The 12,473-nt window shown below is 56.1% G+C and carries 10 protein-coding genes; 6 read left to right on the plus strand and 4 right to left on the minus strand.

Features of this window, described 5'->3' with window-relative positions; all coding sequences use genetic code 11:
• Window positions 1-22: 22 nt before the first annotated feature.
• From VNX88_21025 to VNX88_21050, 6 genes are all read left to right on the plus strand, one after another.
• The gene (locus tag VNX88_21025; GenBank protein HWY71162.1) at window positions 23-856 is read left to right on the plus strand and encodes an amidohydrolase family protein; all 834 of its coding nucleotides are present in this window, start codon (window positions 23-25) and stop codon (window positions 854-856) included.
• On the plus strand, window positions 840-1,622 hold the full coding sequence (locus VNX88_21030; protein HWY71163.1) for an SDR family oxidoreductase: 783 nt from the start codon (window positions 840-842) through the stop codon (window positions 1,620-1,622). Before VNX88_21025 ends, VNX88_21030 begins: the two co-directional genes overlap by 17 nt.
• A 12-nt stretch (window positions 1,623-1,634) precedes the next feature.
• The gene (gene fucP / locus VNX88_21035) at window positions 1,635-2,963 is read left to right on the plus strand and encodes an L-fucose:H+ symporter permease (protein HWY71164.1); all 1,329 of its coding nucleotides are present in this window, start codon (window positions 1,635-1,637) and stop codon (window positions 2,961-2,963) included.
• Entirely contained in the window at window positions 2,960-3,298 is a 339-nt protein-coding gene (locus tag VNX88_21040; protein ID HWY71165.1) for an L-rhamnose mutarotase, read from the plus strand. Before fucP ends, VNX88_21040 begins: the two co-directional genes overlap by 4 nt.
• A gap of 211 nt (window positions 3,299-3,509) precedes the next feature.
• Window positions 3,510-4,904, plus strand: coding sequence for an alpha-L-fucosidase (locus tag VNX88_21045; GenBank protein HWY71166.1), 1,395 nt, complete (start codon window positions 3,510-3,512; stop codon window positions 4,902-4,904).
• 121 nt (window positions 4,905-5,025) lie between these two features.
• On the plus strand, window positions 5,026-6,519 hold the full coding sequence (locus tag VNX88_21050; GenBank protein ID HWY71167.1) for a radical SAM protein: 1,494 nt from the start codon (window positions 5,026-5,028) through the stop codon (window positions 6,517-6,519).
• 76 nt (window positions 6,520-6,595) lie between these two features.
• On the opposite strand, the gene VNX88_21055 is transcribed toward VNX88_21050, so the two are convergent.
• The 4 genes from VNX88_21055 to VNX88_21070 form a co-directional block, all read right to left on the minus strand.
• Window positions 6,596-7,795, minus strand: a complete 1,200-nt coding sequence (locus VNX88_21055) for an alginate lyase family protein (protein HWY71168.1) — start codon at window positions 7,793-7,795, stop codon at window positions 6,596-6,598.
• Between the two features lie 18 nt (window positions 7,796-7,813).
• The gene (locus VNX88_21060) at window positions 7,814-10,372 is read right to left on the minus strand and encodes a DUF4861 family protein (protein HWY71169.1); all 2,559 of its coding nucleotides are present in this window, start codon (window positions 10,370-10,372) and stop codon (window positions 7,814-7,816) included.
• 88 nt (window positions 10,373-10,460) lie between these two features.
• A complete protein-coding gene (locus VNX88_21065) occupies window positions 10,461-11,135 on the minus strand; it encodes a bifunctional 4-hydroxy-2-oxoglutarate aldolase/2-dehydro-3-deoxy-phosphogluconate aldolase (GenBank protein ID HWY71170.1) in 675 nt (224 codons plus the stop codon).
• 3 nt (window positions 11,136-11,138) lie between these two features.
• Window positions 11,139-12,464: an MFS transporter gene (locus VNX88_21070; GenBank protein HWY71171.1), complete on the minus strand. Its 1,326-nt coding sequence runs from the start codon at window positions 12,462-12,464 to the stop codon at window positions 11,139-11,141.
• Window positions 12,465-12,473 lie beyond the last annotated feature (9 nt).

A 12,473-nucleotide genomic window follows, 5' to 3' on the forward strand; every position in this document is an offset into this window, starting at 1 on the left:
GTCAGGCAGGCAGGACTCCTTCATGCGGATCGACTCCCACCAGCACTTCTGGCGCTATGACCCGGTACGAGACGGCTGGATTACACAGGAAATGGCAGTCCTGAAACGGGATTTCATGCCCGAGGAGCTGAGTGAGCGAATGCGGGAGAGCGGGGTTGATTGTTCGATCGCTGTCCAGACGGATCAGTCGGAAACGGAAACTCACTTCTTGCTCGATCTTGCAGCAAAGAATTCGGCGATCGCAGGAGTGGTGGGGTGGGTGAACTTACTGGACAAGAACGTCGAACAGCGACTGGAACAATTCTCGCGTAATCCGAAGCTGCGGGGGTTCAGGCACATCGTTCAGGCCGAACCTGATGATCGCTTCCTGATGCGCGATGACTTCCTCCGAGGAATACGCGCTCTGCCTCGCCACGACTTTACGTACGACATCCTTGTCTACGCGCGCCAGCTTCCGGCTGCTGTCGAATTTGTCAAACGCTTTCCCGCGCAGAAGTTCGTCGTGGATCATCTTGCCAAGCCATCGGTCAAATCGGGGGAGATTGACGCGTGGGCTCGGAACATCCGCGATTTGGCAAAGAGCCCAAATGTGTACTGCAAGTTATCAGGTCTGGTGACTGAAGCCGATTGGGCCTCCTGGAACGCCGAGACTCTTCGTCCTTACCTGGATGTTGTATTTGAGGCGTTTGGAACAGATCGTCTCATGTTCGGGTCTGATTGGCCGGTATGTTTGCTGGCTGCCAGCTACGCGCAGGTGAAGGAAGTTATCGAGAATTACACACGAGATCTCTCCGCGGATGAGAAGGCACGCATCTTTGGACTGAACGCAGCCCGATTCTATGGACTTGCAGCTTAAAGACAAGGTCATCGTCATCACGGGTGGCGCCAAGGGGATTGGCGCAGCCATCACGCATACCAGTGTCGACGAGGGCGCGATCCCGGTGATTGTCGATCGCGATCAGCAGGCGTTGCAACAAATCGAGAAGGAGCTGAAGGCCAAGCACAAGCAAGTGGTATGTATGGCTGCCGAATTGAGCAAGCCGGAAGAGTGTCGCCGGATTATCTCTGAAGCCAGCCGTCAGCTCGGGCGAATCGATGCGCTGGTAAACAACGCTGGCGTAAATGACAAAGTTGGTCTCGAGCAAGGTAGTCCCGAGGAATACATCGCATCGCTTGAACGGAATCTTCTGCACTACTACAACATGGCGCATTATGCGTTGCCGCATTTGAAGAAAGCGCGCGGGGCGATCGTCAACATTAGTTCCAAAACAGCACTCACGGGACAGGGCGGTACTTCAGGATACGCATCAGCCAAGGGTGCGATCCTGGCACTGACGCGAGAATGGGCCGTCGAACTCCTCCCATATCAAATCCGCGTTAATGCGATCGTGCCGGCCGAAGTGATGACGCCCCTTTATCGTCAATGGCTCGATACGTTCCCAAATCCTGACGAAAAGCTGGCCGCCATCACCGCCAAGATTCCGCTGGGCAAACGCATGACGCTTGCTGAGGAGATTGCGTGGACCGCGATCTTCCTGTTGAGTCCACGGTCAGGCCATACGACTGGACAGCAACTGTTCGTGGACGGAGGTTACGTGCACTTGGATCGCGCAATTACATAGAGAGGCCGCTGAATGTCGAGTCCATCTCAATCTGTCGCCGTTACATCGGCGCCAATCACGGAGCGCAGATTCCTCGTTCCGTTTGTGCTCATCACTTCCCTCTTTTTTCTGTGGGCATTCGGCGTCAACCTGAACGACATCCTGATCCCGCGATTCAAGCTCGCCTTTGGGCTGACGGACTTTCAATCATCCTTCATCCAGGTCGCTTTCTTTGGTGGTTACTGTCTTGCCGCATTTCCCGCAGGCAAATTGATGGAGCGAATCGGCTACAAGCGGGGAATACTGCTCGGGCTGATGTTGTGCACGGCTGGAGCACTGCTCTTCCTGCCGGCTGCCTCGATTGGGCTCTATGCGTTTTTCCTGGTCGCACTCTTCGTCATGGCGTGCGGCCAAAGTTTCCTGGAAGTAGCCGCCAATCCTTATGTAACGGTACTCGGTCCAGCAGCGAGCGCTGAGCGCAGATTAAATTTCGCTCAGTCATTTAATGCCGTCGGCGCAACTATCTCGCCACTCCTCGGTCGTGCGCTCATTCTGACTGGCGTCGAATACACTCCAGCGCAGCTTGCCTTGATGAGCGCTGCACAGGTTCAGGCGTATCGCGCGTCTCAGGCTGGCACGGTAAAGCTGCCTTATTTGCTGATGGCCGCGATATTTGTTGCTGTCGCGGCAGCCATTTACTTCACACATCTGCCTGACGTGATTGAGGAAGCTGATTCATCAGCAGCGGCTCAACTGCACTCCGGTGCCTCAGTTCTCTCGCATCCGCATTTGGTCAAAGGTGTGATTGCGCAGTTCTTTTATGTGGGAGCGCAGGTGGGAGTTGCCAGCTTCGTGATTCGGTTTGCGCAGCACACTCTCGCCGGCATCACTCAGGCCACCGCTGCGTATTACTTGCTGGGACACCAGATAGGCTTCATGACCGGCCGCTTTATAGGATCAGCACTCATGAAGACTATTGCTCCGGCGCGCATGCTTTCAATCTTCGCGATTGGCTGTCTGGTTTCTGTCTCGGTAGCTCTTCTAGCACATGGAGTCGTGCCGGTGTGCGCTGTTGTGCTGATCGGCTTCTTTCACTCCATCATGTTTCCAACCATCTTCGCGCTCGGCATCAAGAATCTCGGACCCCTTACCAAGCGCGGCTCTTCGCTCATGGTGATGGCAATCGTGGGGGGAGGACTCTTCCCACCGATCATGGGACGCATCTCCGATGCTACGAATATCCAGACCGCATTCATCGTCCCACTGATTTGCTATGTATACATCCTGTACTTCGCTCTCGCGGGATACAGGCCTTCAGGAACATCCGCTATACAGCAGGCGGTCGGAGCCCAGCGCGCATGAATCGCCGCTATTGTCTTGCTCTCGATCTCAAAGATGATCCGAAGCTGATCGCCGAATACAAGAAATATCACGAAAAGATCTGGCCCGAGATTGCGCAGAGCATTAAGCAATCGGGAATCGAGGATCTCGAGATCTATCTGCTCGGCACACGACTATTCATGATCATGGAAGTCAACGACCGCTTCTCATTCGAAGCTAAGGGAGCAGCCGATCGCAGTAATCCCAGGGTGCAGGAATGGGAAACGCTGATGTGGAAGTTCCAGCAGCCTCTTCCGCAAGCAAAGCCGGGAGAGAAGTGGCTATTGATGCAACGAATCTTCAAGCTCGAGAAGTAATGCTCGCGCTAACTACTTATGTGAACTGTCATCCCTCGCTCCGCCGCGACGATGTCGATAACTGAAGAAATTTAACAGAGGAGCGGGGGATCTGGCGTTGGTCAACCGCATCGAGGAACGACGAACAACAGAGCCCCCGCGTCCGCCGCGGCGGACGCGAGGGATGACAGTGTCTACTGATCAAGTCGAACTATAGGGGGAACACGGAAGGATGAACAACAAAGGCATCAATCGACGTGATTGGCTCAAGGGCGTTGGCGCATCGTTGCTAACGGCCGCGACACTCAAGGCCCAAACTGCAACTCAACCTCCCGCGCAGCAGATCCCCGAGGGACAAACCTCAACTCACTTGCTTGATCCGCAAGAGCAAGTCGGAGAACCTCCTGCGATTGCCGCGAATCGTGAGCAGCGCATGCAGTGGTGGCATGCGGCAAAGTTTGGCATGTTCGTTCACTGGGGACTGTACAGCGCGCGGGCTCGCCATGAGTGGGCCATGGAGAATGAAGCAATCCCAGTTGAGGAATACATGGCGCTGACCAAGCAGTTCAAGCCCAAGCCGAATGCGCCTCGTGATTTTGCTCGCCTGGCTAAGGCGGCGGGACAAAAGTATATCGTGATGACCACCAAGCATCATGAAGGCTTCTGTCTTTGGGATACCAAGCTCACGAACTACAATGCAGCAAAGCAAGGTCCCGGACGCGATCTGGTACGCGAATATGTAGACGCAGCACGGGCTGAAGATTTGCGAGTTGGGTTCTACTACTCACTGATGGATTGGCATCATCCCGACGGAGCCAAGTGCGCTACTGACGAAGCTGCGCGACGACGGTTCGTCGACTACACGCATGGGCTCATCCGCGAGCTGCTGACCAACTACGGCAGGATCGACGTCCTCTGGTACGACGTAGCCTGGCCTCTCGACGCGCAAGGTTGGGAGTCGGTGAAGATGAACGAGATGGTCTTCCAGCTTCAACCGGAGATCATCGTGAACAATCGCAACAAACTTCAGGGCGATTTTTCCACTCCGGAACAACACATCACCGCAGAAGCCGGAGGCCGCGCGTGGGAGTCCTGCATGACGCTGAACGATAGCTGGGGATATCAGCGCGCCGACGACAACTGGAAGAACGCCAGGACTGTGATTCGTAACCTCATCACGTGCTCGCGCGACGGTGGAAATTACCTTCTGAACATTGGTCCTCGCGCAGACGGTTCCATTCCTGAAGAGTCCATTCGCATTCTCCAGGAAGTTGGCCAGTGGATGACCAAGAATGGAGACACGATTTACAAATCCGACCATTGCGAGCCACGCCGCTCCGCATACGCCAGCTATACGCGAACGGGCAACACGTTATTTATGCATGTCCATTACTGGCCGGGCGGCGACGTGAATATGTGCGGCCTGAAGGCAAATGCCAAATCGGTGCGGCTATATGCCACCAATCAGAAGGTCGACTTCAAGCAGGATCCGTATCAGCTCCACATGTATAACCTGCCGCAGCAGGCGCCGGATCATCCGGTTACGACGCTCGCGATCGAGTGCGACTCGGAGCCGACGCAGGACAACATCTTCGTCCGCAAGGATAAGCCGCGGGACGGAGCGTGAGCGATTGCCACCATGCAACCTGTCCCCCCGAGTTTTCGCCTACTACGCAAGAGCCCGGTTTGAGAGTATCTTTTCGTAATCGAGAAGATCCCTTGGTCGGTCTCCTCGTTTCGGTGGTTGAATGAATATCCTCCTGCTCTCGATGCCGGATTCCTTCGAGCACATGCCCGCAGTGGCGATTCGCATGCCCAATGGGGCTCTCACGTCACTTGCGGGAAATGTGGATAGCTGTCACCGCGTTGCCGTCGCCGATCTCATTCTTGTCCAAAGAAACGTGCGTGCAACGGTGGAGCGCCTGGTTCGCGAGATCGATCCTGCACTGGTGGGAATGTCGGTGATGACCTTTCAGCGAAAGACCGCGCTGAAGATCGCCGCCCTGATTCGCACGCTTAAGCCCAATGTACAAATCGCAGTTGGCGGCTACGATCCTAGCCTGGCTCCCGCCGCTTACATGGAACCAGATTCTGGCATCGATTTCATCGTTCGCGGCGAAGGTGAAGTCACGCTTCGCGAGCTCGTTCGGACCATGGAAAAGGACCGCGACTATAGCCGTATCGCCGGATTGTCTTATCGCAGCGGAGAGGGCTGGCATCAAAATTCTCTACGCCCTGTGCACAGTCTGGAAGACGACGAGATTCGATTGCCAAATCGCGACGCTCGCGTCCTTCATGGATACACGATGCTCGGGCGGCAGGTAGATGTAATCGAGACCTCGCGTGGCTGTACTTTCGATTGCAGCTTCTGCTCGATCATCCAGATGCGCGGACGCAACTTTCACACCTATTCATTCGATCGCGTGCTGGCAGATATTCGCGATGCTCGCGAACATGGCGCGCAAACCCTCTTTCTGGTCGATGACAACATCACTCTCAATGTTCATCGCTTTGAGGAGCTGTGCAAGGCGATTGTCGCTGCGGGTCTGAACGATATCGAGTACGTCATCCAAGGTATGACCTCGGCCATCGCCAACCATGGTGAGACGCTTGCTCCCCTTATGCGAAAAGCCGGATTCAAGTATGTATTTCTGGGAATCGAAAACATACTTGAAGACGACCTTCAGTTCCTGCGCGCCAGTTCCAAAAACATCATGCGCGCGAAGGGACAAAAGGTCGGCAACGCTACCCTGCAGGCCATCGAATACATCCATCGCAACAAGATGTACGTGGTTGGCGGGCTAATCGTCGGCAATCCCAACGACACTCGCGAATCAGTCGAAGCAAATTTGCGTTTTGCGCGTCGCTACATCGATTGGCCATACATTCAGCACCCAACACCATATCCCGGCACCCCAATGACGGAAGACTTCCGCCAGCGCCGGCTCATCATCAACGAGCGCGTCGAAGAGTACGACGGCACTACCGCCGTTGTGCGATCGGAAAAGCTGGAAGCAGAGGAGATCGAGTTCCTGCGCTGGCGCTCGGAGCGATGGATGAAGGCAGCGCACTTCCCGGTCGCTCTGTTTCGCAATCCCGGGTTTGTATTGCGCCAGGGCAAAAAGATGATTGCCCATACTTTTCGGGGCTGCACTCTAAAAACGGTGTTGGGATTGGAAGATGAGCGCAAAGCGTTCCAGCGCTACCGCGCAATTCGACGAGCCGAGCGCGTGTACGTTTAAGACAGCAACCAACACCCACGCACCAACGTAGAGACGCAGCATGCTGCGTCTCTACCATGCAGGCGGGACGCGCCGATCACTCTGTGCCAGCTTCTAACGACACAAGGCTGACGTTGCGATGGCCCGCAGATAGTTTTCTTGCTGCTGCCTCGTACTTCTGATCTTTGTAAATCGCCGCCGCTTCCAGCAACGGCACCGCTAGCTCGTCAGGGCGCGTTTCTTCGATCTGCTGGTACGGCCATTGCTTCTCTCCCATGGCATAAGGAAGAAGATAGTCGAGAGCCTTCCGAATGCTTCGTCCATCGGCTGTTTGAAAGTGCCAGAGATCTACTCCGACCTGATCGGCAAGCGATGCCAGCTCCGTAAGCGCGCGAAGGTTGAAAGCGCTGTACCCAAATGACATTGTGCGCGCCAGTTCGAGTGGCTGCTTGCCATCGGGTTCAATCTGGGTTGCAATTCTCTTCTGAGCTGCTTTGCTTGCAACCTCGTGAGCTAGATCGCGACGCCCCACAAACAGAGCGAAGTCAACGACCTGATCGTCGTAAAAGCTGCCATGGTTGTTCTTGGCGTTCGACTCGTCTTGCCCGTGCTTGCTGGTTTGCAACCAATCGAGAAAGCTGGTAAACCATTTGCGCAATCCAGCGTCGTCCTCGCCGGTCCAATTTCTTGAGCCCTCGAGCAAACCCACTGCGTCAACAACTTCGGTCAGCCCGCGAGATTCGATGATGCCGATTCCCCGCCCGGTATTCACGCCGCGTATCGCTTGAGCAAATTCCAGATTGGGATTCATCTTTGTCTTTGAATCAAGAAACCACGCACGCAGCAGCAAGGCTGTTCGCGCGGCGTAGTTTTCGTTTCCCGTAAGGTAGTACCCAAGGGCCAGCGTGCGAGCGGCACTACACATCTTGCTCATGGTCTCGTGGTCGGCGATCTGATTGATCTCAGGATTGCGCTCACCGTCTCGACGAACGTAGGGCAAATGATCCGGAGTATTCGGATTGGGCCAGAAGTACGGCGCCAGGCTCATGTAATCGTGCTTGTCGCCGCTGGGAGGTGTTGAATTCTTCTGCATTACAGAGAACGGGCCCTCACTCATACCTTTGTCGGCCTCACTGAGCGCAGCTCGCACGAGATCACTCGGCTTGTCAGGATGAGACTGAGCGGATCGACGCTCCTGCTGGAGGACTTTGGCGTTCAGCAGGAAGACTCGCGGGAGTTTTGCATCAGCCGCATCTGGGGCAATCGAGAGCAACAACAGAATGAATGACAAGTGCATAATCGGTTCCATCGATCGCTATGGTCGGGCAGCGTCCAAAGTCATTAGCGTCTCGAGCAGATAGTACTGTCCGTAGATGAGCATCCCGTCCGCGGGACGCGTGCCGCTGCCGTGCCGCAAGATTCCAGGCGGCGAGTCATCTCCCTGGTATGCGGGAGTTAAATAACGGTCAATCAGGGAGTGGGTAATGCGCTCCGCCTGAGTTCGATAGAGCTGAGCCTTTTGCGCGTCTTGCGTCAGGGCGGCGAGTTGCAGCAAGCCTCCCGCGATGATCGCAGCAGCCGAAGTATCCCGATTGCGGAACATTACTCCCTCATCGTTGAAGTCATACCAAGGCACACCGTCTTCAGGAAGCTCCGCGAGAATGTATTCTGCAACTTTCTGTACCGTAGCCAGCAGTCTCGCATCGTGCGTCTCTTGGTACGCCTTGGCAAAACCGTAGAGCGCCCACGCTGTGCCGCGCGACCAACCGGTTTCCCACGAGTATCCCTGATGCGTGTGGTAGAAGACTCGCTCTCCTGGGCGCGCTTTGTTCGGAAACATCAGGGGTTGATCGTTCGGGCTGCCGCCGTGTAGGCGAAATTCCTGGCGATTGTCGCCGGGGTTGTAGTGAACCGACTGAATCACCGATCCATCAGCACGAATGAACCAATCCGCGGTACGGAGAGCATGCTTCAGCCCGACGTCACGATATTTGGGATCGCCGGTCTCGTGGCTTGCCCACCACAAAAGCTGAAGGTTCATCATCGTGTCGATGATGGTGTCGTCCCCGTTTTGACCCCATGCTGGAATCAGTTGTGTGGTCGGGTTATACATCTGGACAAGATGGTCGGCGCCACGAATCCCGCTCTGCTTTAGCTTTTGATCGTGAGTTAGCTGGTAGCCCCCGACCGACGAATAGAAATAGAGGAAGCCCGTGTCGTGGTTCTGCTCGGACTCTTTGTCTACGATGCGCGAGGTCCACAACTCAGCCCACCTCCGGTATTTCTCATCGTGAGTTTGCGCGTACATCTTCCACAACTCGCCTGCCCAGAACGCTCCGGTCCAGAAGAAGCCCTTCTGCTTCTGCCATTCGCCGGTTTGATTGTTGCCATCGGTAAAGAATCCATCGCCTCCATGGGCGGTGACTGTTGACGGTTGGGCCGCGGAAACAGCCGGTTCCCACTTCACAGCGGTGCGGTCGATCTCTTTCTGCAAGAGATCGATTGCCTGCTTGTAGGTCCGGGAGCTTGCAGGATGTAGCGTATCCGGCGGGCCAGACTGTACTTCTGGAGAGCCGGAGAGGATTTTTACACTTGCTGGTGTCTTCATCCGCGCAGCAATCTCTCTGACGGAGGCTACCAGTTGATCCTGACTGGTAATGGCATCCACTCCGGAAACGCGAGCGATGTATTCGCGTGGTTCTCGCGCTCCCACCACGGGAACAGGATCGTTGCTTCCTTCCTGATCCCAAGCTGCCAGCGAGTACCAGCTTGCAGTACCGCTCTTGAGTGGGAATGTGAAGAGATAATCTTTGCTGTCCTTGTTTGGAGCTGCTCCGGAACCCGGAGCCACAACAATCGCGAGTCCTAAATTGGTCCCATGCAGAATCGGAGAGACTGCTTTGTTTCCGCCTTCAACCGCCTGCTCTCCCCACATTGCAAGCCACGCCGGATCATCACCAGCCTTCGAGCGCACCTCGGGAATCCCCTGCTGCTGGGTGAGACCGGTAGCAAGGGTCAGATCGCCAGCATCTGCCGAGGCGGCGGTCTGGAGAAAACCGCGCTCGCCGGCCCATTGCGTCACACGCACGCGCAGGTTCACACTTTTGCCGGCGATCTTCCAGCCCTGATATGTGAACTCCACGATCGCTCGCACGGGTCCTGTAGAGATGATGCGCCAAGTGCGATTGTCCACCTCAGAGATGTGCTGGGCCTCTCCGTTCACCCACGCGCCGGGAGCGCCGATGCCCAGCGCGTCCGCCACGAGGTAGATGTCGCGGCCATCCGGCGAGTAATTGTGGTAGATGTACCCAGGCGTTGCGTAACGCTCCAGTTGCAAAGTGGGACGCGGCTTTCCGTACAGATCAATGGCGTTTCGCTTGTCAAAGTAAAGACGAAAAGAATCTCGCTTCGACTCCCAGCCCATGCCGTCGATCTTCTTCGTGAAGATGGCATTGGTCTGCGGCTCGTAGTCGCCACGGAGACGAAAGATACGATCCGGGGGACCCCAGGTGATCGTCACTATTCGTGTCTGACGCGGCTTTAGATCAATCTGAAATGCAAGCTCGTCGGGCTTGAGGTCGCCATCAATGTCATCGACTTGCGACGGAAGTTCCTGTGTGTGCAGAACAGCCGCATCTTCCGCAACCGTGGTTGCATCAGTGGCAGTCACGATATGAGAGCCGATGTAGATATCGGGAGCGACTTTTCGCAGCTCAGCAACTGCGAGAACGATGTTCTCTGCCGGACGATTCTGGTCTGTGGAGTTGGTGATTGCGATTTTGATTGATTTGAGGTGCGGCTCTGCCCACAGAAGGGAAGTAGCACCCAGGCTCAACAATACTGCGCATACACGAACGGCGCTTTTTGTATTCATTCTCGTATGTAATGGAATCAATGTGGCACAGCCGCCCTCGCCTGTGTTGGGCTTCCAAATCACAGGCGAGGGCGCCTGTTGCCAGGCTCTAAGCGGGCGCCAACGCCGGTTTCTCGGTCTCGCGCACCTGCCGCACAATTTCCAGATATTTCCTGGCCAGCGTCGTGATTTGCGAAACATCGCCGCTGGTGAGCACAGAGTGCAACACCAATTCGCCTCCAACTCCGAGAGCAGATGCGCCTGCCCTGAGAAAATCAGCTGCGGTGTTCAGGTTCACGCCACCGGTTGGGACAAGAGGCACCTGCGGCAGAGGACCGCGCAGGGCCTTCAAATAGGCTGCACCGCCCATCGCACTCGCAGGGAAAATCTTCACGAAGTCTGCTCCGCCCTTCCAGGCAGTAATGACTTCGGTAGGAGTCAGCGCGCCGGCCATAATCAATTTCCCTGCATCATTCGCCGCCTTCACCGTTCCCAAATCGAGACCAGGAGTAACGAGGAACTCCGCGCCTGCGTCGAAGCACCGGCGCGCAGTCTCTGCGTCGAGGACCGTTCCCGCTCCCACAATCACTTCGCCGCCAAGGGTCTTAATAAGCTGCGTGATGGCGTCGATCGCTCCAGGAACCGTCATAGTGACTTCGACGATGGAGATCCCGCCGGCCGCGACTGCTACGGCAGCCGCGATGGCATGTTTGGCCGAAGGCGCCCGCACAACAGGAACGATCCCGACTTCCAGTACTCGCGCGCGAACTTCTTCCTTGGTCATGTTTTATTTGGCCTCGATTTCAATGAGCGCTGGTTCCAGCCTGGGCACCAGCACTTGAATGATGAGCAATGCTGAGAGATACGCAAACCCCGAGATGACGAACAGCAGTGAATAACTGTGTGTGTGTTGCAAGTGGTATCCGGTGAAGCTTGCGATGCACATACCGCCCACGGCGCCTCCAAAGCCGCCGATGCCAACCACTGAGCCTACAGCCCTGCGCGGGAACATATCGGAAGCGGTGGTAAACATGTTGGCCGACCATCCCTGATGCGCAGCCGTTGCCAAACTGAAGAGCGCGACTTGCGGCCAGAGGCCGGTCAACTGAGAAATAAACATCACGGGTACCACGCACAGCGCGCAAATCAGCATTGCGGTCTTGCGAGCGCGATTCGCGCTCCAGCCACGTTTGATCAGGCTCGACGAAAGCCAGCCTCCAAAGATGCTGCCAACGTCGGCTGCGAGGTAAATCACCACCAACGGCGGGCCAAGTTTCGTAAGAGTCAGGCCATGCGCTGAGGCAAAGAACTTGGCCAGCCAGAACAGATAAAACCACCAGATTGGGTCGGTCATGAACTTGCCGAGCGCGAATGCCCACGTCTGGCGATGCGGCAATAGCCGCATCCATGGAATTCGCGTTGTCGGCTCAACCGGATCGCTGAGAATGTACTGAAGTTCGCCCGGCGAGAGGCGCGGGTGTTCCTGCGGACGACGGTACAGCAGAAGCCACAACGCCAGCCAGGTTGCGCTGAAGAATCCCGTGAACAGAAACGCCCACCGCCAGCCAAGATGAACTGCCACCCAGGGAACGGTGAGCGGCGCGATAATGGCTCCGACATTGGTGCCGGAATTGAAAATGCCGGTTGCAAGAGCTCGTTCCTTTTTTGGAAACCATTCGGTGACGGTCTTTATCGCAGCAGGAAAGTTGCCAGACTCACCCAGTCCGAGCATTCCGCGAGCAAAGGCAAATCCAAGCACGGAGTTGGCAAGCGCATGCCCCATCGCCGCGAGACTCCAGATCGCGATCGAAACCGCATAGCCAATTCGCGTCCCAACACGATCCATGAACCGGCCCATGAGGAGCAGTCCTATGGCGTAAGTGGTTTGGAAGGCGGTGACGATATATCCGTATTGAATTTCGTTCCATCGGAAGATCTTTTGCAGGTCAGGAGCCAGCAGGCCGAGCACCTGACGATCCATGTAGTTGATGGTGGTGGCGAAAAACAGGAGAGCGCAGATGACCCAACGATAGTTCCCGCCCGCGGTAGTCTGAACAGCAGCCCCAACGTTCGGCGGCGCGTCCGCTGATTGGTCAAGCCTCGTCTGATGCAACTCGCGCTC

It is taken from the genome of Terriglobales bacterium, assembly GCA_035567895.1.
In the GTDB taxonomy this organism is placed as follows: Bacteria; Acidobacteriota; Terriglobia; order Terriglobales; family Acidobacteriaceae; genus Gp1-AA112.

Bases quoted from the DNA above. Each gene is read 5' to 3' on its own strand.
- VNX88_21040 (HWY71165.1), top strand. From the start codon at position 2,960: ATGAATCGCCGCTATTGTCTTGCTCTCGATCTCAAAGATGATCCGAAG.
- VNX88_21060 (HWY71169.1), bottom strand. From the start codon at position 10,372: ATGAATACAAAAAGCGCCGTTCGTGTATGCGCAGTATTGTTGAGCCTG.
- VNX88_21055 (HWY71168.1), bottom strand. From the start codon at position 7,795: ATGCACTTGTCATTCATTCTGTTGTTGCTCTCGATTGCCCCAGATGCG.
- VNX88_21025 (HWY71162.1), top strand. From the start codon at position 23: ATGCGGATCGACTCCCACCAGCACTTCTGGCGCTATGACCCGGTACGA.
- fucP (HWY71164.1), top strand. From the start codon at position 1,635: ATGTCGAGTCCATCTCAATCTGTCGCCGTTACATCGGCGCCAATCACG.
- VNX88_21050 (HWY71167.1), top strand. From the start codon at position 5,026: ATGAATATCCTCCTGCTCTCGATGCCGGATTCCTTCGAGCACATGCCC.
- VNX88_21045 (HWY71166.1), top strand. From the start codon at position 3,510: ATGAACAACAAAGGCATCAATCGACGTGATTGGCTCAAGGGCGTTGGC.
- VNX88_21065 (HWY71170.1), bottom strand. From the start codon at position 11,135: ATGACCAAGGAAGAAGTTCGCGCGCGAGTACTGGAAGTCGGGATCGTT.
- VNX88_21030 (HWY71163.1), top strand. From the start codon at position 840: ATGGACTTGCAGCTTAAAGACAAGGTCATCGTCATCACGGGTGGCGCC.